The 18,075-nt window shown below is 50.4% G+C and carries 19 protein-coding genes; 18 read left to right on the top strand and 1 reads right to left on the bottom strand.

Annotation, left to right across the window (positions count from 1 at the left end; translation table 11 throughout):
- Window positions 1-407 precede the first annotated feature (407 nt).
- Window positions 408-1,004, bottom strand: a complete 597-nt coding sequence (locus tag LG211_RS18480; RefSeq protein WP_227755569.1) for a hypothetical protein — start codon at window positions 1,002-1,004, stop codon at window positions 408-410.
- A gap of 237 nt (window positions 1,005-1,241) precedes the next feature.
- Between LG211_RS18480 and LG211_RS18475 the strand changes: the two genes are divergently transcribed.
- The 18 genes from LG211_RS18475 to LG211_RS18390 all read left to right on the top strand — a co-directional run bounded on the left by LG211_RS18475 (window position 1,242) and on the right by LG211_RS18390 (window position 17,928).
- A complete protein-coding gene (locus tag LG211_RS18475; RefSeq protein WP_253020344.1) occupies window positions 1,242-2,003 on the top strand; it encodes an acyl-CoA dehydratase activase in 762 nt (253 codons plus the stop codon).
- Window positions 2,004-2,039: 36 nt separating this feature from the next.
- On the top strand, window positions 2,040-3,185 hold the full coding sequence (locus LG211_RS18470; RefSeq protein WP_148396970.1) for a double-cubane-cluster-containing anaerobic reductase: 1,146 nt from the start codon (window positions 2,040-2,042) through the stop codon (window positions 3,183-3,185).
- A 6-nt stretch (window positions 3,186-3,191) separates the two neighbouring features.
- Complete coding sequence (locus LG211_RS18465) at window positions 3,192-3,947, top strand: ATP-binding cassette domain-containing protein (protein WP_148396969.1); 756 nt, start codon at window positions 3,192-3,194, stop codon at window positions 3,945-3,947.
- A gap of 5 nt (window positions 3,948-3,952) precedes the next feature.
- The gene (locus tag LG211_RS18460) at window positions 3,953-4,903 is read left to right on the top strand and encodes an ABC transporter permease (RefSeq protein WP_269478175.1); all 951 of its coding nucleotides are present in this window, start codon (window positions 3,953-3,955) and stop codon (window positions 4,901-4,903) included.
- Entirely contained in the window at window positions 4,900-5,835 is a 936-nt protein-coding gene (locus LG211_RS18455; RefSeq protein WP_148396968.1) for a carbohydrate kinase family protein, read from the top strand. Before LG211_RS18460 ends, LG211_RS18455 begins: the two co-directional genes overlap by 4 nt.
- A 259-nt stretch (window positions 5,836-6,094) precedes the next feature.
- Window positions 6,095-7,150 carry a sugar ABC transporter substrate-binding protein gene (locus LG211_RS18450; protein WP_148396967.1) on the top strand — a complete coding sequence of 352 codons (1,056 nt, stop codon included), beginning with the start codon at window positions 6,095-6,097 and terminating at the stop codon, window positions 7,148-7,150.
- Window position 7,151: 1 nt separating this feature from the next.
- Window positions 7,152-8,180: an ADP-ribosylglycohydrolase family protein gene (locus LG211_RS18445; protein WP_148396966.1), complete on the top strand. Its 1,029-nt coding sequence runs from the start codon at window positions 7,152-7,154 to the stop codon at window positions 8,178-8,180.
- Window positions 8,173-9,207, top strand: coding sequence for an ADP-ribosylglycohydrolase family protein (locus LG211_RS18440; protein WP_148396965.1), 1,035 nt, complete (start codon window positions 8,173-8,175; stop codon window positions 9,205-9,207). The genes LG211_RS18445 and LG211_RS18440 overlap by 8 nt, the downstream gene beginning before the upstream one ends.
- A 205-nt stretch (window positions 9,208-9,412) precedes the next feature.
- Window positions 9,413-10,042, top strand: a complete 630-nt coding sequence (locus LG211_RS18435) for a cyclodeaminase/cyclohydrolase family protein (RefSeq protein ID WP_227755568.1) — start codon at window positions 9,413-9,415, stop codon at window positions 10,040-10,042.
- A gap of 26 nt (window positions 10,043-10,068) precedes the next feature.
- Window positions 10,069-10,926: a bifunctional 5,10-methylenetetrahydrofolate dehydrogenase/5,10-methenyltetrahydrofolate cyclohydrolase gene (locus LG211_RS18430; RefSeq protein WP_227755567.1), complete on the top strand. Its 858-nt coding sequence runs from the start codon at window positions 10,069-10,071 to the stop codon at window positions 10,924-10,926.
- Window positions 10,927-11,236: 310 nt separating this feature from the next.
- Window positions 11,237-12,613 carry a Na+/H+ antiporter NhaC family protein gene (locus tag LG211_RS18425; RefSeq protein WP_148396962.1) on the top strand — a complete coding sequence of 459 codons (1,377 nt, stop codon included), beginning with the start codon at window positions 11,237-11,239 and terminating at the stop codon, window positions 12,611-12,613.
- Between the two features lie 10 nt (window positions 12,614-12,623).
- A complete protein-coding gene (locus LG211_RS18420; protein WP_148396961.1) occupies window positions 12,624-13,697 on the top strand; it encodes a M42 family metallopeptidase in 1,074 nt (357 codons plus the stop codon).
- Window positions 13,698-13,791: 94 nt separating this feature from the next.
- Entirely contained in the window at window positions 13,792-13,932 is a 141-nt protein-coding gene (locus LG211_RS18415; protein ID WP_269478169.1) for a CDIF630_02480 family spore surface protein, read from the top strand.
- Window positions 13,933-14,391: 459 nt separating this feature from the next.
- Window positions 14,392-15,174, top strand: a complete 783-nt coding sequence (locus tag LG211_RS18410) for a ZIP family metal transporter (protein WP_148396959.1) — start codon at window positions 14,392-14,394, stop codon at window positions 15,172-15,174.
- Window positions 15,175-15,253: 79 nt separating this feature from the next.
- Complete coding sequence (gene larB, locus LG211_RS18405; RefSeq protein ID WP_253020342.1) at window positions 15,254-16,000, top strand: nickel pincer cofactor biosynthesis protein LarB; 747 nt, start codon at window positions 15,254-15,256, stop codon at window positions 15,998-16,000.
- Between the two features lie 12 nt (window positions 16,001-16,012).
- Window positions 16,013-16,690, top strand: a complete 678-nt coding sequence (gene larC, locus LG211_RS18400; protein ID WP_148396957.1) for a nickel pincer cofactor biosynthesis protein LarC — start codon at window positions 16,013-16,015, stop codon at window positions 16,688-16,690.
- Window positions 16,687-17,172, top strand: coding sequence for an SseB family protein (locus LG211_RS18395; RefSeq protein WP_148396956.1), 486 nt, complete (start codon window positions 16,687-16,689; stop codon window positions 17,170-17,172). The genes larC and LG211_RS18395 overlap by 4 nt, the downstream gene beginning before the upstream one ends.
- A 15-nt stretch (window positions 17,173-17,187) precedes the next feature.
- The gene (locus LG211_RS18390; protein WP_269478168.1) at window positions 17,188-17,928 is read left to right on the top strand and encodes a peptidylprolyl isomerase; all 741 of its coding nucleotides are present in this window, start codon (window positions 17,188-17,190) and stop codon (window positions 17,926-17,928) included.
- The last annotated feature ends 147 nt before the right edge of the window (window positions 17,929-18,075 follow it).

Below are 18,075 nucleotides of genomic sequence, written 5' to 3'. Positions count from 1 at the left end.
GGGCGGGAGCATATTGCTTCAGCCCTGGGGTCTTGTTATATAGCGGGTGGGAATGACCAATTTCCAGGCAGCTCCGGAAAAACTTTTGTGAAAATCCGCACATTTTTCGTAAAGTTGTGGGTTTGAGGGGCTTCGTCCTGAGAAAAAGAAGGACTGACTCCCAAACGTTTGATTTAAGGAGGCTCAATCGTTGAAAGAAGCGTAAGTTTTTCGTGATTTTAAAAATCTTTTCCTCAAGAGCCTTATCTGGCAAGCCGCCGCTTGGAAAAGAGCATCATCCCTTCCAAAGCCACAGCCCGGCCGCTGCTGGCAGCAAAAAAGACACCCGGCCTCTTTGAGGCGAGTGTCTTTTTAAATGGTCAGTCTGCGATCAGGGAAGATGCATATCCGTAAATGCACCTGCGAAACTATTCCACCGGTGCAAAAGCATTTTTGTAGGTATCGAAGTCTGCTGTACAAAGGTGGCTTGCTTTAACAGCCTCATCCCCGCTGTTCAGCTCCTTCAGCACAATATTTGCCATTTCTTTTACCATATAATCCTTATTGCTGTCCTCAGTATCTAATGAAGTCTTGACAAATGTATATTCAAAAGCCGGCGCCTGGTATTTCTTCTGGTCCGCTTCCTTGCAAGGCACCAGGAACACCGTCTTTCTGGCATCGCATTTTACTGTTTTCTTACCTTTAATTTGCTTGTCGTACTGTTCCTTTGTCATTGTGACAGTCATAGCGCCGCTGGAATCACCGGTATTGGCCGCATCGATCAGTACCACCTGATAGTTGCCTTCCGTTTCCTTTGTTTCCGTAATACGCATGTCGCCGCTTTCCGTCTCCGCCATTACCACGTAAGAAACATCTTCAATCTCGTAGCGGCCGTTTTCATCGGCGCTGACGTTTGCGGCTGCTTTTTCCGAATCAGCCCCGCTGCTTGCGCCACCCTTACCTGAGCAGGCCGTAATGCCAAGGACCAGGCAAAGCGCTGTCATAACGCAAACTATTTTTTTCATTTAACAACCTTCTTTCCTGTTATTGATACACACATCTCCCCTGAGCGAAAGCCTGTCCCTAAATCTGGTATCAGGCCCTCTGAATCCCATTGTAACATAGTTTGTCCAGTAAAAGAATACCAATACCCATATCTAAAATTTAATTAGTAAAGCTGTAATTAATAGAAATTATGAATTAGACGCTTACCAAAACGCTCTATTATAATAACAGGAAGAAAATGGAGAGGAGGCTTACGATTGGACTACATAGGAATCGATATCGGATCCACGGCCACAAAAGTCGTGGTCAGAGGCGACCACAACGGCCATTTTGCCATGCCTTCCGGGTGGAACAGCAAGGAGACCTCCCAGGCGGTAAAAAACAGATTAACAGAAGCAGGCGTTGATCTTGCAGAAAAATGCGCTGTCGCCGCTACTGGCTACGGGCGGATTTCCGTCGATTTTTCAGACTATCGGATCACCGAGATCACCTGTCATGGCCGGGGCGGATTTGAGCTGACGGGAGAGGACTGCACCATCATCGATGTGGGCGGACAGGATACCAAGATTATACAGATCGAAAACGGGCAGGTTTGCGATTTTTTGATGAATGATAAATGCTCCGCCGGTACAGGAAAGTTTCTGGAAATCATGGCAAACCGCATGGGCGTGACCATCGATGAGCTCTTTGCTTTGGCTAAAGAGGGGAAGCCGCTGGCCATCAGCTCTTTGTGCACGGTTTTCGCTGAGTCGGAGATCGTCAGCTATATGGGAGAAGGACACCCGAAAGAAAATATCGCCGCCGGGATCGTCGATTCGGTAGCGGAAAAAGTAGCGCAGCTCTACGGAAGGCGGCCTGCAAAAAAAGGAATTTACCTCACCGGCGGGCTGAGCCACTGCCGCCAATTTGCAGATAGAATCGAGGAGCGGCTCAGTACAGAAGTAAGGACGCTAAAGCTGGGCAGATACGCGGGAGCACTGGGAGCATCAATTCTGGCCGAAGAAAAGGCCGGTAAATAAAAAAACTGCTCATACAGTCACAGAAAGGAAATGAACATGGATGTAAGAAAAGAACTACCAGAGATTTTTGAAGATTTTGCAGAAGAACGAAGGAACGCTTTTGTGCGGGTGAAAGATTTGAAGGAACAGAATATCCCGGTCGTGGGCATGTTCTGCACCTACTTTCCCCAGGAGCTGGCATTGGCCGCGGGAGCAGCGCCGGTTTCCCTCTGCGCCACATCGGATGAAACTATATCCGCGGCTGAAGAAGATTTACCGAAAAATCTCTGCCCGCTGATCAAATCCAGCTACGGGTTTGGAAAAACGGACAAGTGTCCTTTCTTTTTCTTTTCCGATCTGGTAGTGGGCGAGACGACCTGTGACGGAAAGAAAAAAATGTATGAATATATGGCTGATTTTAAACCGGTACATATCATGGAGCTTCCCAATAAAAACAGCGAAGCCGGGCTGGTCCTCTGGAAAGAAGAGATCATTCGCATGAAGGAAAAGCTGGAAGAAGTCTTTGATAAAGAAATCACCATGGACGATATTCGTGAAGCCATCCATATTAAGAACGCAGAGCGGCAGGCCGTGAAGGATTTTTACGCCATCATGAAGGACGAGTACCCGCCTATTTCGGGCCTCGACGTGCTCAAAACCCTAGAGGGGATCACCTTCCACTTTAACAAAGAGCAGGTTCCGGCCGAGCTTTCGGCGCTGCTTGCGAAAATCAAAGGCCAGGAGGCTGTAAAAGAAAGAAAGCCCAGGATTGTCATTACCGGATGTCCAATGGGCGGAGCTACCAGAAAAGTAGTGGAAATTATCGAAAGCCAGGGAGCATGCTGCGTGGCCTTTGAAAACTGCACGGGCGCAAAAGCCATTGAGGACAATGTGGATGAGAATATGGAAGATGTATACGAAGCGCTGGCGCAAAAGTATGTCAACATTGGATGCTCCTGCATGAGCCCCAATCCGAATCGCTACCAGCTGCTGGGCAGGCTCATCGACGAATACAGGGCCGATGCAGTGATCGACATGGAACTTTCCGCCTGCCACACGTATGCGGTCGAGTCGGGATTGATCCGCAGGTTTGTGACCGGCGAGAAGAAAATTCCTTATTTCAGCATCGAAACCGATTATTCCAAGGCTGACGTAGGCCAGCTCGCCACCAGGATTGCGGCCTTTATCGAGATGTTAAAGTAGCAGGCTATGGAAAAAGCATTATTACAAACCAGGGATATCAAAAAAAGTTTCGGACATGTGCGCGCGCTGCGGGGCGTGGAGCTTTCCGCTTACCGGGGAGAAATTCTCGCCATTGTCGGCGATAACGGCGCTGGCAAATCGACCTTTATCAAAATCCTCGCAGGCTCCATCCGACCCGACCAGGGATCGATCGTCGTCGATGGACAGGCCCATTCCTACTTTACCCCCAGAGAGGCCATTGCGGCGGGCATTTCAACCGTATACCAGGATTTGGCGCTGGCCAATACCAGAAATGTGAGTGCTAATATTTTCCTGGGCCAGGAATTGACTTCAATGGGATTTCTGAGGAAGAAGGCCATGGAGAAAGATGCCAGAGCCCTGGTGGATCGATTGGGCATCGATATCCCGGATCTTTCCGCCCCGGTGGGCGTACTCAGCGGCGGACAGCGTCAGGGTACAGCCGTAGCCAGACTGATGCACCAGGGAGGGAAGCTGTTCATCTTTGACGAACCCACGGCAGCTATGGGTCTTAAAGAAACCGGTGCAGTGCTCAAGCTAATCAAAAAATTAGCGAGCGAAGGCTATGGCGTTATCCTCATCAGTCACGACCTGCCCCAAGTTTTTCAGATCAGCGATCGGATCGCTGTTTTCAGACAGGGAAAAGCAGTTGCGCTGATGAAAACGGCGGATTGTACCATGGATCAGGTAATCGGGCTGATTACAGGAACCGAACCGCCCCAGGAAGGGGGCAAAAGACAGTGAATGCGATGCAAAAGAAGATGCGGAACAACTCCTATAAATTGCTGCTGCTTCTGGTGCTGGCGGTTATGGTGGCAGTACTGAGCGTAATTTCTCCTTATTTTTTTAGCTGGAAAAACTGCCTAAATATTCTTAACCAGTCTGCCATTCAAATGATCCTATCCATCGGCATGACCTTTGTCATCTGTTCGGCGGGTATCGATCTTTCCATCGGGGCTTTGATGGCTTTCAGCGCCGTAATCATGTCCTTTTGTCTCAAAGCGGGCGCGCCGTCTGGTTTGTCCATACTGGCGGGGGTGGCAGCCGCCGGAGTCGTCGGCCTTTTCAATGGAGCCATTGTTGCCAGGGCAAGGGTCAACTCCTTTATTGTTACTCTCAGCATGATGTCGATTTTGAGAGGCGGAACGGTCTTGCTCACCGACGGCCGCCCAATTTACGGATTCGAAGCCAGTTTTACTTTTTGGGGCAGCAGCACGATTTTTGGAGTGGGTATGCCGGTTATCCTCGCCCTGACTCTGACGGCCGCGGCCTGGATCTTACTGGAAAGGACCAGGTTCGGCAATTACTGCTTATTCCTTGGTTCCAATGAAAAAGCCCTCCACAGGAGTGGGATCAATACAGACAAATACAAGATGCTGATTTTCGGTCTATCAGGCATCTGCGCCGGGATGGCCGGTTTTATCATGACCGCCCGCCTCAATTCCGCCGATCCCCTTGCGGGAAGCGGATATGAGATGGATGCCATCGCAGCAGTGATTTTAGGAGGAACCCTCATGCAGGGCGGCAAGGGAAGTATTGGCGGGACCGTACTCGGCTGTTTGATTCTCAATGTGATGAAAAACGGTCTTACCATGCTGGCCATTTCCTCCAATTATCAGCAGCTTTTGACCGGACTTATCGTTCTGGTTTCCGTAATCATTTCAGAAAAAAACAGAAGAAAGAAGGAGGCGGCGGGATGATTGGAAAGGTTCTCTTACTGGGCGCTGTAGCCATGGATGTAGTCCTGGACAGCGATTCCCTTCCAAGGGACGATGGATTTGAAATTTTGCGCAGGGAGCAGCTTGTACCCGGGGGCAGCGCTTCCAATGTGGCGGCGGCTTTGGCGGCTCTGGGCGCAGCGGCCTATCAGACCGGGCAGATTGGCGATGATCAATACGGCGAAGTTTTTCGCAGTACGCTGCGGGAGGATGGAGTCGATGATACCTATTTGATCATCAAGGAAGGCGGGACTACTCTGCATACCTATATCATCACCGCGCCGGGAGGAAAGCATTGTATCTTTGCCAATCTGGGAGACAGCGCGGCTTCCATGACCAGGGAGCAGGCACCTCTTGATATTGTGGGGGAGATGGACTGCCTCTATGTGGACATGTTTTCCTCAGAGGCAGCGATCGTCCTGGCCAGGGAAGCAAAGAAGCGCTATGTACCCGTTGTCTATAACATGCAGTGCCCTCCGTCCTTTATGAAAAAGTGCTCTGTCTCCGATGAAGAGATCGCAGAAATGCTGAAGCTTTGTAGCCTGTTCATCAGCGGCAAAGAAGGGTATTATCAGCTGACGGGGACAGAGGATGCAGTGGCGGCGATGGAACAGGTGCGGCAGAAGTACGGTATAGACGATGGCGTGATTTGTACAGCCGGTGAAGAGGGGGCTTTTTGGAAAGACAAAGACTGCCTGTACCGGCAGGCGGCTTTTCCTGTAGAGGCGGTGGATACCACCGGAGCGGGGGACTGCTTTACCGGAGGCCTGATTTTTTCCCGAGTGCTGCAGAAAAAAAATAAGCAAGAGGCGCTGAGGTTCGCCAGCGGCGCGGCGGCCATTAAATGTATGAAAGCGGGGCCGCGCTGCAAGTCGGATGAGCAAACCATCGCAGCCTTTATACGCAGGGTATAAAGCTGTGTAGGCGAGTTGTTATCTGTCGAATAGTATCGTTTTCTTAACAACGGCGCATGTATGGCTCATTGTTGAGCCTTTTTCAATGGATGCAGGCGTTGTATTCGGAGATTTTTAAGAGTTAGAGTTAAAAACGAGAATGCGCCGCCCGCAAGCCTGAGTATCAACTCAACAAATTGCAAAAAACAATCTGATGTTGATAAAAATCGCAATAGCATAATTTAGACGCGGCCACGAGGCTGGAAAATGGAGGTAAACAATGAAGAAAAAAATTAGTCTTTTACTTGTAGGTATGCTGCTGGTCATGGTTTTCGCAGGAGGATGCGGAAGCAAGGACGAAGGAAAAGAAACCAAAGAAGCTGAGGCTCAAAACACGGCTTTCCAAAAAGCGGAGGCGGATCTGGAGAAAGCGCTGGCTCCGCTGCCGGACAAGGACACGGGCGTCAAGCTGGCGGCCATCGAAAGTACACTGGCCAATTCTTTTTGGATTACCATGCAGGAAGGCTATGAAGCTGCTGCCAAGGAATATGGAGTATCCATCGATGTGCTGGCTACGGATGCGGAAGATGACACGGACGGGCAGCTGGATATTATGAACAATCTATTGGTTAAGGATTATGCCGGAATTGCGGTATCTCCCCTGACCGAGCAGAATTTGATCCCCGGAATCGCCAAAGCCAATCAGGACAAAGTAACAGTAGTAGCAGTGGGCAACGGTGTGGATGAGAATGCGATGAAAAAAGCAGGGGCTAAGATTGAAGCTTTTATTACCTCCGATTTTGAAGCTCAGGGAAAACTGGGCGCGGAATATATCATTGATAAAACGGGCGGAAAAGGCAAAGTAGCGGTCATCGAAGGCATCCCGGGAGCGACCCAGAGCGAGGCCCGCAAAACTGGAGCCAAGAAAGCCTTTGAAAAAGCGGGAATGGATGTAGCGGCAGTGAAAACGGCCAACTTCGATATGCAGAAGGCTTACGATGCTACAGTCGCCATTATGGAAGCAAACCCAGACGTAGTTGGAATTACCTGCGGAAATGATACCATGGCCCTGGGAGCAGTACAAGCTCTCAAGGAAAAGAATCTGAAGGACCAGGTCATGGTCGTGGGCGTTGACTTTATTGAAGAGGCGAAGGACTCCATCGTCTCAGGCGAGCTGGATGCTACTGTAGCCATGTCGCCGTATCTCTTTGGTAAAGCAGGTGTAATTACCCTTTTGAAAGCCATTCAGGGCGATGAACTGTCCGAGGATGTGATCTGGACGCCTCTCAGCTTAGTAAATAAGGATAATGTAGATTCTATGGAAGGATGGAAATAACGTGTTTGATCGAATATTAGGCGGCTTGATCGGAGCCGGTGCGGCGGATGCCATGGGAGCGGCCACAGAGGGAAGGACAACGAAGCAGATTGAGGAGTATTTTGGACATAAAGTAACGGACTTTGAGAAAGTGCCGCCGGACACCTTCGGCGCGGGCAATGAGCCGGGGCAGGTAACCGATGATTTCAGTTCCGCCTGGTTCATCGCTGACCATATTCTGAAAAATAAGGGACAGGTAACAGAGCAGGCAGTCAAGGCGGCGCTGATCGACTGGTCGGAGCACGCAGTGTTTTTCGATCGCTTTGCAGGGCCTACCACCAGGCTGGCCATCCGCCGGTTCAAGGGTGAAACAATTGAAGAAACGGGAGGCGTCAATCTGGTCTCCCGCCAGGCTACCAATGGAGCGGCGATGAAAATCGCCCCCGTGGGACTGATCAGCGGCGGAGACACCCGGCGCGCTATAAAAGACGCCATAACGGTTACCATGGTAACCCATGATAATTATCTGGCTTTATCGGGGGCATGCGCAGTGGCTGCTGCCGTAAGCAGGGCTCTGCTGCCGGATGCCGATCTCTACAATGTGATTCAAGCCGGTCTTTTTGGCGCAGAGCAGGGTGAACTGCGGGGACGGGAGATTGCCCGCGATGTGGCGGGCCCGTCCGTATGCAAACGAATGGAAATGGCGGTCGCCATTGGATTAGGTCCGGGCACAGAAGAAGAGAAGATGACAGAGATCAGCCAGAGGATCGGCACGGGTCTCCACATTTCAGAGGCTGTTCCGGCTGCTTTCGGATTTATCGCCGCCAGCGGCGGCAGGGCCATGGGAACTATAATCAGCGCTGTCAACGCCGGGTACGATACGGATACCGTGGGAACGATCGCAGGTGCTATCGCCGGCACGCTGCAGGGACGGCAGGCTTTTCCGGAGCATTTTCTGCCTACTTTGGAAAAGGCCAATGGGCTAAAGATCGAATCGCTGGCTCGGAGAATCCATCGATTGATACAAGAAAGGGAGGCGCAGGATGTATAATAAAACGCTGGGCTGCCTGCTGGGAGCCGCCATCGGCGATGCCATGGGCGCTGCCACGGAAACCATGTCCGCATCGCAAATATTAAAACAGTATGGCGCTCCGGTAAAAGAATTCAAAGCTCCGCCGCCCTATGTTCCAGCCAGGGGCAGAAGAGCCGGACAGATTACCGACGCTTTCAGCATACCCTATTTTCTTTTGAATGAAATTCTAGAGCAGGACAGCCAAATTACCAGGCAGACTGCAAAGCAGGCTTTGAAAAAATGGGGAAAAAGCGAATATTTTGAACCATTTGCCGGAATGACCACACGAAAAGCCGTAAAGCGGCTGAATGACAGTGAGCAGATGAGCGACTGGGAATTCGCGGGCCACTTGGGAAACAAGCTGTTCAAAGGCCACTACTATGCCCTGTCCTCCAACGGAGCAGCCTGCAAGGCGTTTCCGGCCGGACTGCTCAGCAGAGGCGAGCTGGATGCGGCCATCGAGTATGCCGTTGAAATATCCATGAGCTCCCACGATGATCCTTTGAGTATATCGGGTGCATGCGCCGTAGCTGCCGCAGTCAGCGAAGCCTTAAAGGCGAATAGAACCGTATTTAATCTGGTCCAGGCAGGGCTTTACGGCGCACGAAGAGGTGAAGAGCTGGCGCGGAAGCGGCACGATATCTGGATCTACCCTGGGCCATCGGTGAAAAAACGAATCGATATGGCAATTGAGATCGCGCTTAAGGCCGGAGATCAAGCCTATATTCTTTCTCAGCTCAGGGAAAAGATCGGAAACGGACCGGCCATCGCAGAAACGGTGCCAACTGTTTTTGGAATACTGATAGCGGAGCAGGGCGACGCTATGGAATCCATTTACGCTGGTGTAGGCATGGGGGATGAGACCAGCGCGGCGGCCTCCATTGCCGGAGCAATCGCAGGATGTTTCCATGGAGAAACGTGTTTCCCCCAGGAGCTGTGCAGCCAGCTGGAAGCGGAGAACCAGCTGCAGCTTATGCAGATGGCAGCCCGCCTCGGCGGGAGATAATTATTGTTCGTTTACACAATTTCAATGATAGCGGCCTCGCAAATTCGACTGGAAGATGCGCAGGCCGCTTTGTGGTAAAAACGATCTCAGCCAGAGAATGCAGTGACGGATGACCATTTTAATGCTATAATACCAGAGAATCAAACCGTTTTATGGCCGGATCCAGGCGGCCTGCCATAGAAACAGTGATAAAGGAGGTAAGGCAATGACATTTATCAAAGAGAGCTGCGAAGATTTTGTTCAGGTTTTGGCCAGCAAAGAACCTGTGCCTGGCGGAGGCGGGGCTTCGGCGTTGGTAGGAGCCGTGGGAACGGCCCTGGGAACGATGGTGGGCTCCCTCACCGTAGGCAAGAAAAAATATCAAGCGGTGGAAACAGAGGTCCGGGATCTGATGGATCAGTCCCAAAAGCTGCAATCGGAGCTGCTGCAGCTGGTTCAACAGGATGCGGAGGTCTTCGCGCCTCTGGCACAAGCATACGGCATGCCAAAGGAAACCCAGGAACAGCGGGAAGAAAAAAGCGCGGTCATGGAACAGGCCCTCAAAGCAGCCTGTGAAGTTCCCCTTGCCATCATGGAAAAATGCTGTCAAGGAATTGATTTGTGCGGGAAATTCGCGGATAAAGGCAGTGCAATGGCAATAAGCGATGCGGGAGCGGGCGCAGTCTTTTGCCGGGCGGCTCTTGCAAGCGCCAGCTTGAATGTATACATTAATACCAAAGCAATGAAGGACCGGGAATACGCCGATACGGCCGACCGAAAAGCGGACGAAATGTTAAAGGATTATCTGGAAAAAGCCGATCGGATCCTAGAACAGGTTTTTTCCGCAATCAGATAAATCGATTTGTGTGAGGTGAAAATAGGATGACACAGCTTTTAAAAGGAAAAGAAGTTGCCGATGCGCTGACAGAAAAATTGCAAAGCCAGGTGAAAGAGATGAAGGAGAAGGGGATCGCGCCGTGTCTCGCTATCATTCGCGTGGGCGAAAATCCCAGCGATCTGTCTTATGAACGAGGAGCATTGAAACGAGCGGAGAAAGTAGGCATCACCGTCAGGCAGTATGTGTATGATGAAGCGATTGATCAGGAAACGCTCATCGGCGATCTGGAGGGGATCAATCAAGATGACTCTATACACGGTGTCCTGATTTTTCAGCCCCTTCCAAAGCAAATAGACGATGGGGCCGTGAGAAAAGTACTCAAGCCGGAAAAAGACGTGGATGGAATAACAGAGGGGTCGCTTTGTGGTGTTTTTAGCGCATCCCATAGAGGGTTTGCACCTTGTACGGCCAGAGCTTGCATGGAAATTCTTAACTACTATGGCATTGATCCGGCCGGAAAGCGGGCTGCTGTCCTGGGGCGGAGTTTAGTGATCGGCAAACCGGCAGCCATGATGATCATGGAGAAAAACGGTACGGTAACCGTCTGTCACAGCAAGACTGGCGAGGCGCGGATGATGGAGATTTGTAAAGAAAGCGATATCATCCTTGCGGCCATGGGCAGAGCAGGAATGATTGACAGCCGATATCTGACCGGCAGCCAGATTGTAATTGATGTAGGGATCAATGTTGACCAGCATGGAAACTTATGCGGAGATGTGGATTTTGAATCCGCTTCCCGGCTGTGTGAGGCTATTACACCAGTACCCGGCGGCGTAGGGGCTGTAACGACAGCCGTGCTGATGCTGCAGGTGGTGGAGGCGGCTCAGCAGGAAATGTTCTGATAAAATAATTGGATGTACCGGTTTGTGTTTCAAATCAGCAAAGAGGTTCTTTTAGAGCCGTATGCTTTCGAAACATGAATCGGTTTTTTTTACTCCAGCAAGACTTAAAAGAATGAAACAAATTGGAATTGACATAAAACTCACAAGAATGTATTAATAATGATAAAACATTCGCGAAAAAGAGAAAATGGTGACGAAATGAGAATTTAATGGTATAATACGAAAGGATTGACCGATGACAGCATCGGCGGCAAAAGGGAAATGGGAAACGAGATTGGGAAAATACTATTATCATTTTAAGGAGGACTATATGGATTCATATGGTGTTTTAAGCGTTCTGCCAGTTCTGACCATTCTGGTGATCGCGGTGACAACAAAGCGGACCCTTTTTGCTATGGTCTGCGGGTTGTCGGTGGGCGCAGTTATTTTAGGAGGTATCAAAGGCTGCGTTGTCAATTGGTTCAAGTATGTTTATTCGTCCATGTCCAATGAAACTCTCCAGTGGCTGCTTTTGGTAATCGCCATGTTCGGAATTCTCATTGTACTGTTCGAACAGTCTCATGCGGTAAAGGATTTTGGATTCTGGGCATCCAAATTTATTCACAGTAAAAGACAGGCATTGACCGGTACGGCTATTCTGGGCGTGATCATCTTCCTGGACGATTACCTCAACAATCTGGCCGTAGGTACGACCATGAAAGGAATTACAGACAGACTGCGCATCCCCAGGACCCAGTTGGCCTTCGTCGTAAACTGCGTGGCGGCTCCGGTCTGCATCCTGATTCCCCTTTCTTCGTGGGCGGTGTATTTCGCTGGTTTGCTGAAAGCGGAAGGAATCACAGTGGGCGGAAGTGGTATGGGCGCATACTTAAAAGCCATGCCACTGACCTTCTATGCCTGGATTATGGTTATCTTGGTATTCCTTCATGTTCTGGGCCTTTTTCCAAAATTGGGCATGATTAAAAAGGATTCAATCCGGGCCGAGGAAACCGGCGATGTGTTCCCGGTTGGCGGAAGCGTAGAAGCGATCGAGCCGGGATTTGAAGCGGAAGAGCTGCCGGAAGGCTACAAAGCCCGTCCATGGAACTTCCTGGTTCCTCTGATCGTAATGATCGCAGTTACTTTATTGTGCGACAGTGAGATCCTATATGGATCCTTTGCAGGCGTGATCGTTGCCTTCCTGCTGTATCTGGTACAGGGCAAGCTTAAGTTTAAAGAGCTGCTGACTTGCTGCTATGACGGCGTTCTCAGCATGGGATTTGTGCTGATCCTTTCGGTTCTGGCCTTCTCCGTTCAGGCCGTCAATACGGATCTGGGACTTGCTGACTACATCATCAGCATCACGCTGCCGATCATGAAGGGCGCGTTCCTTCCTGCGGTAGTCTTTATCGTTTGCGGTATCTATGCTTATGCGACTGGCTGCTTCTGGGATTTGGCCGCCATCATTCTGCCGCTGGTAATCCCGCTTGCTGCGGCGATGGATGTAGATCCAATTCTGGCTTCGGCTGCGGTTTTCTCAGGCGCTGCTTTCGGAAGCAACACCTGTCTTTATGGCGACGGCGTTATCATGTGCGCCCAGGGCTGCGAGATCAAATCCATCGACTTGATGTTCGCCACGCTGCCTTACGCTTGTATCGCCGGCGGCCTGACCCTGATTTTGTATCTGGTCTGCGGATTTGCAATGTAGAGGAGTTATTATGAAAAACAATTCGATTTTAGAAACATTATACCATCTGGACAATACCTTTGGTGTTTCCGGAAATGAAGAAGAGACAGCGGCGGCGCTGCGTAAAGAGATGGAAGGTCTGTACGATGAATACATCGAAGACCCGCTGGGAAGCCAAATCTTTATCAAATATGGAAAAGACAGAGACAGAAAAATCGTTCTCTCTGCTCATATGGATGAGATCGGCTTTATCATCAATTACATCGAGGATAACGGAATCGCCAGATTCCTGCCGGTAGGATATCATGATGACCGCACGGCTGTGAATCAGGATATGGTGGTTATGACCGACAGCGGGAAAAAAGTCTACGGCGTGACCGGTTCCAAGCCGGCTCATATTATGACGGAAGAAGACCACGAAAAGGTCATTAAGATCGAGGATCTCTTCGTCGATTTCGGAACCATGTCCAGAGAAGAAACCAACGCGCTTGGCGTTGAAGTGGGCGACTATATGGGATTTGCCAGAGAAGGCTACGTACTCAACGACGGCAAGTTTTATACCGGCAAATCGGTGGACGACAGAGCCGGGTGCGCAGTGCTGGTGGAGGTAATGAAACGTCTGCAGGATGCTGATCTTGAGCAGACCATCTGCGTCGTAGGATCGGTTCAGGAAGAAGTGGGGATCCGCAGCGGCGGCCCGCTGGTCACAAGACTGAATCCGGAGCTGTTCCTGGCCATTGATGTGACTCTCACCGGAGATACGCCGGGCGTGGAAATCAATAAATGTTCAGAAAAAATGGGTGACGGCCCGGGAATCAAATATTACGACTGGGACCCGATCCTGGGCGCCACCGGAAACAACGTTCCCCGCAAGCTGACCAGAAAGCTCATACAGACAGCGGAAAAACACGGCATCCCTTACCAGAGGGAAGTCATGACCGGAGGCGGTACAGATGCCTGGTCCGCAGCTATGGCCGGAGGAGGCGTTTTGGCAGGAGGCGTATGTATTCCGCAGCGTTATATGCATACTGCCGTTGGAACCATCAATATGGATGACATGGAAAACACAGTCCAGCTGCTGGTCAACTTCTTGAAGGAGTATTAAACCGATAGTTGGCTTCTAGGCAAAACCACGCATGATTTCTTGTTCATGGGGAAGCCTAAGCCTGCGATCGATTGCAGGAAAAGGAGAAAGAACCATGACAGAAAAATTAGAAGAAGCATTTCGCACTTATCCACTGGCGGATATGGACGAGCTGGAAGAGGATTCCCAAGTCAACATTCCGTCCCAGCAGGATGTGGAGGATGCAAAAGATTGGGTGGACTTTAAAGAAATGTGAAAAACAAGAAGCTGTCTATCAACGGCAAGAAAGCTGTTGGTGGACAGCTTCAAAATTTTCTAAAATAAAAATTTTCGCAAAACCTATTCGAAACCAGCCTTTTGGAGGCCAATGTCCATATGAAATCACATGTCAGACAGGTGTAATCGAATTGTTATATAAAATTAACCACATATAAATCGCTTGCGCGTATCTATGGACAGCAAATAAATGACGATTGCCAGCCCGGTTTGCTGCGAAAACAGCAAAATTTTCTGTTTTTCTATGGACTTTGCATCCAAATCAGGCCATTTCGAATAGAAATCGACAAAAAAAGTTTTTTGCCGATTGGTCCGGCCTGGCAGCACGCCCCATCGAAGCCCCAGATGCAGCAGTACTGCCCCACCGAAGCGGACGATTGTTTGAGTGGGCCCCATTTGGGATATATAATAGGTAAAAACAAAACATGGAGGAACAATTATGATGACCTTTTGGGGTTTGATGATACCATTGATCGGAACGACGGCCGGTTCGGCCTGTGTCTTTTTCTTGAAGGGGAAAATTCGCCCATCCCTGCAGAAAGCGCTGCTGGGATTTGCTTCCGGGGTGATGATCGCGGCATCGGTCTGGTCCCTGTTGATGCCTTCCATTGAAATGTCCCAGAACATGGGCGGGCTGGCCTTCCTGCCGGCTGCTGCGGGCGTGCTGGTGGGCGTGTTTTTTCTGTTGATTCTGGACCGAAGCATTCCTCATCTTCATTTGGGAGCCAAGAGTCCGGAAGGACCCAAAAAAGAGAAGATGAAAAAGGCGACCATGCTGGTGCTGGCGGTTACTTTGCACAATATACCCGAGGGGATGGCCGTGGGCGTCATCTTTGCCGGGGCCCTTTCCAGCAGCAGTGAAATCACAATGGCAGGCGCTTTGACTTTGGCCGTGGGCATCGCCATTCAGAACTTTCCTGAAGGCGCCATTATTTCCATGCCCTTAAAGAGCGACGGCGGAGTGAGCCGGGGAAGAGCCTTTCTTTACGGAACGCTTTCGGGAGTCGTGGAGCCGGTGGCAGCAGTGATCACCATTTTGCTGGCCGGGCTGGTAACGCCGATTCTTCCTTATCTTCTGGCATTTGCCGCAGGCGCGATGATCTATGTGGTGGTGGAAGAGCTGATACCGGAAGCCAGCCAGGGAACCCACAGCAACATTGGAACCATCGGTTTTGCCGTGGGGTTTGTCATCATGATGGTTCTGGATGTGGCCCTAGGATAACGCATCCTTTTTGATTTCCGGTTCCAAGCGGCCTCTGGTTGTGGTATAATAATCCCATCTGACTTGAGGGGGTGTACATATGGATCGAGCCTATTTAACGGAATTGATGAACCAGGTGGCTGCCGGCGAAAGAAAGCCGGAGGATGCGGTGGAAATATTAAAAGAACTGCCGTTTGAAGATTTGGGGTTTGCCAATGTGGATCATCACAGGAGCCTTCGGACAGGTTATCCGGAGGCTGTTTTTTGTCAGGGAAAAACGCCTTCGCAGATTGCTGCAATCATGAAAGAGTTGTCTGTGCATAATAAAAATATTATCGGGACCAGAGCTTCCAAAGCGGACTATGAGGAAGTGCGGCGTGTCCTTCCGGAAGCGGAATACCATGAGGATGCACGCATGATTGTCGTTATGCGGGATCCCCTTCCTCATCAGGATGGGTCCATCGCAGTGGTGACTGCCGGTACGGCCGACATCCCGATAGCGGAGGAAGCTGCCATCACCGCACAGGCCTTGGGTAACAAAGTGGACCGCATTTACGATGTGGGCGTGGCTGGTATTCACCGCCTCTTTGCCAAGCTGGAGCTGATCCGAAAGGCCAACGTGGTCATTGTGGTCGCGGGAATGGAGGGCGCCCTGGCCAGCGTAGTCGGAGGACTGGTGGAACGTCCTGTGATCGCAGTTCCCACCAGCATCGGCTACGGCGCCAATCTGGGCGGAATTGCGGCGCTGCTTTCCATGCTCAACAGCTGCGCCAACGGCGTGGGCATCGTTAATATCGACAACGGATTTGGAGCCGCATACCTGGCATCCAATATCAATCGCATATAGGAGAAAGTGAAGATGAACTTATATTTTGACTGCACCAGCGGTGTCAGCAGCGATATGATCCTGAAAGCGCTGATCGGACTGGGAGGAAAGGCCGATGAAGCGGACAAGCTGAAATTGCCCGGGCATTCCCAGGATTCGGCCCAACATGACCATGGGCACCATCATAGTCACAGAAGCCACCGGGAAATCATTTCGCTGATTGAAAACAGTGATTTATCCTCCGGGATAAAGAAAACCGTCCTTGCTATCTATGAGGTGATCGCAAAGGGCGAGGCTCAGGTGCACGGGACCACGGTTTTGGATGTACATTTTCATGAGGTGGGACGGGATCAGGCAATCCGCAACATCACAGGCATTGCCGCTGCTTTGGAAAGCCTTGGTGTTTCCCGAATTTATTGCTCGCCGATTCACGACGGAACCGGGTTTATCCAGTGCAGCCACGGCAGAATTCCGGTGCCGGTGCCGGCGGTTATGGCGATGCGGCAGACTTGCGATTATGTGTTTGTTACGGATGATATCGAGACAGAGCTGGTAACGCCTTCCGGGCTGGGGATCCTGATGGGGATCGGAGCCAAATATGCGGAGGAAATGCCTCCGGGAAAAATTGTTAAAACCGCAGCAGCAAAGGGAGGGCGTGACACAGGCAAAGAAGGCCTGAAAGCTTTCCTGATACAAGGAGAAGAAAAATGACAGATGCAAAAATGACGGAAGCGCCCAAGCCGGTTCGCAACGACGAACTGGTTGGGACCATAGCTGCCGTAAAGAAGGATGGTTCACAGGAAAACACCGTGAAAATGCTCAATGAAGTGGTGCGGGCCAAACTGCTGGCGCCTATCAATCTGGACAGAGATCCGGTGGTGGAAGGGGAAGACGGACAAGTGGTTTTGGAAAAAGACACAACCATTAGTTTTGAGCTGATCAAGGCCACCAATGGGGATCTGTACTATCCGGTGTTCACCCACGGCGAAGAACTGCGCAAATGCAGTCAGGAACAGAACCAGCACAGTATGATCGTTGACTTTGAAGATTTGGCGAATATGATTTTAAGCCAGGGTAAAGCGGTCCGCGGATTTGTAATTAATCCGATGGGCGATAATATTTGCTTTACACAAGAGATGATTCAAGGTATGATTGACGATATGAAAAAACAGGCCGATGAAAATCAGGCGTAAAAAAGGAGAAAAATTATGAGTCAGGAAGTATTGGCAGTTGTCGCAGGAGAAGAACTTACTCAGGCGGATTTTAACGAGTTTCTGCAGAAGATCCCCCAGGAGCAGAGGGCGTATGCGTCTCAGCCCCAGGCAAGAGAGCAGCTTATGGAGCAGTTCATCGCATCAAAGCTGTTCGCCAAGATGGGCGAGGACGAAAAGATAGATGAGACGGATGAGTTCAAAACCATCATGTCCAGCCTGAAAAAAGAGGTTTTATCCCAGATGGCCATGACCAGGGTTCTGGAGAGCGTGTCCGTATCGGAAGAGGAAGCAAAAGCCTTTTTTGATGCAAACGAAGAAAAATTTGTAAAAGGTGAAACCTTGCAGGCAAAACACATCCTCGTTGATTCGGAAGAAAAAGGAAATGAGATTTACCAGGCCATCGAAAACCAGGAAGCCACCTTTGAGGATGCTGCCGGAAAGTATTCATCCTGCCCGTCCAAAGAGAAGGGCGGAGATCTGGGTGAATTCGGAAAAGGCCAGATGGTCAAAGAGTTTGAAGATGCCGCATTTGCTGCGGAAATCGGCAAAGTGGTCGGACCGGTCAAAACCCAATTCGGTTATCATCTGATTAAGGTTGAACAGAAGAATGCTCCGGGAACAAAGACCTTTGACGAAGCTAAGAACGAGATCGCGCAGCAGATGCTGCAGCAGAAAAGAGCTGTCGCTTTCAACGAAAAGATTAATGAACTGAAAGAAACGTACATGGCTGACTAAGAAACAGCAGGAATAAATTGGGGCTGAGCGCATTCAAATGAGAGATGAATGCGCTCAGCCCCTTTTTCGGCAGAATGTCGAAGCGCGCTAGTCGAGTCCGATTGATCCGGGCCGGGAAAATTTTATTGAAAAGTTTTAGTTTTTACG

This window comes from Hominibacterium faecale, assembly GCF_020734085.1.
GTDB lineage: Bacteria > Bacillota > Clostridia > Peptostreptococcales > Anaerovoracaceae > Hominibacterium > Hominibacterium faecale.
Note: the sequence above shows the minus strand (reverse complement) of the source record. Positions and strands in the feature narration are given on the sequence as shown.

Bases quoted from the DNA above. Each gene is read 5' to 3' on its own strand.
- LG211_RS18480 (WP_227755569.1), bottom strand. From the start codon at position 1,004: ATGAAAAAAATAGTTTGCGTTATGACAGCGCTTTGCCTGGTCCTTGGC.
- LG211_RS18470 (WP_148396970.1), top strand. From the start codon at position 2,040: ATGGATGTAAGAAAAGAACTACCAGAGATTTTTGAAGATTTTGCAGAA.
- LG211_RS18465 (WP_148396969.1), top strand. From the start codon at position 3,192: ATGGAAAAAGCATTATTACAAACCAGGGATATCAAAAAAAGTTTCGGA.
- LG211_RS18460 (WP_269478175.1), top strand. From the start codon at position 3,953: ATGCAAAAGAAGATGCGGAACAACTCCTATAAATTGCTGCTGCTTCTG.
- LG211_RS18455 (WP_148396968.1), top strand. From the start codon at position 4,900: ATGATTGGAAAGGTTCTCTTACTGGGCGCTGTAGCCATGGATGTAGTC.
- LG211_RS18450 (WP_148396967.1), top strand. From the start codon at position 6,095: ATGAAGAAAAAAATTAGTCTTTTACTTGTAGGTATGCTGCTGGTCATG.
- LG211_RS18440 (WP_148396965.1), top strand. From the start codon at position 8,173: ATGTATAATAAAACGCTGGGCTGCCTGCTGGGAGCCGCCATCGGCGAT.
- LG211_RS18435 (WP_227755568.1), top strand. From the start codon at position 9,413: ATGACATTTATCAAAGAGAGCTGCGAAGATTTTGTTCAGGTTTTGGCC.
- LG211_RS18430 (WP_227755567.1), top strand. From the start codon at position 10,069: ATGACACAGCTTTTAAAAGGAAAAGAAGTTGCCGATGCGCTGACAGAA.
- LG211_RS18425 (WP_148396962.1), top strand. From the start codon at position 11,237: ATGGATTCATATGGTGTTTTAAGCGTTCTGCCAGTTCTGACCATTCTG.
- LG211_RS18420 (WP_148396961.1), top strand. From the start codon at position 12,624: ATGAAAAACAATTCGATTTTAGAAACATTATACCATCTGGACAATACC.
- LG211_RS18415 (WP_269478169.1), top strand. From the start codon at position 13,792: ATGACAGAAAAATTAGAAGAAGCATTTCGCACTTATCCACTGGCGGAT.
- LG211_RS18410 (WP_148396959.1), top strand. From the start codon at position 14,392: ATGATGACCTTTTGGGGTTTGATGATACCATTGATCGGAACGACGGCC.
- larB (WP_253020342.1), top strand. From the start codon at position 15,254: ATGGATCGAGCCTATTTAACGGAATTGATGAACCAGGTGGCTGCCGGC.
- larC (WP_148396957.1), top strand. From the start codon at position 16,013: ATGAACTTATATTTTGACTGCACCAGCGGTGTCAGCAGCGATATGATC.
- LG211_RS18395 (WP_148396956.1), top strand. From the start codon at position 16,687: ATGACAGATGCAAAAATGACGGAAGCGCCCAAGCCGGTTCGCAACGAC.
- LG211_RS18390 (WP_269478168.1), top strand. From the start codon at position 17,188: ATGAGTCAGGAAGTATTGGCAGTTGTCGCAGGAGAAGAACTTACTCAG.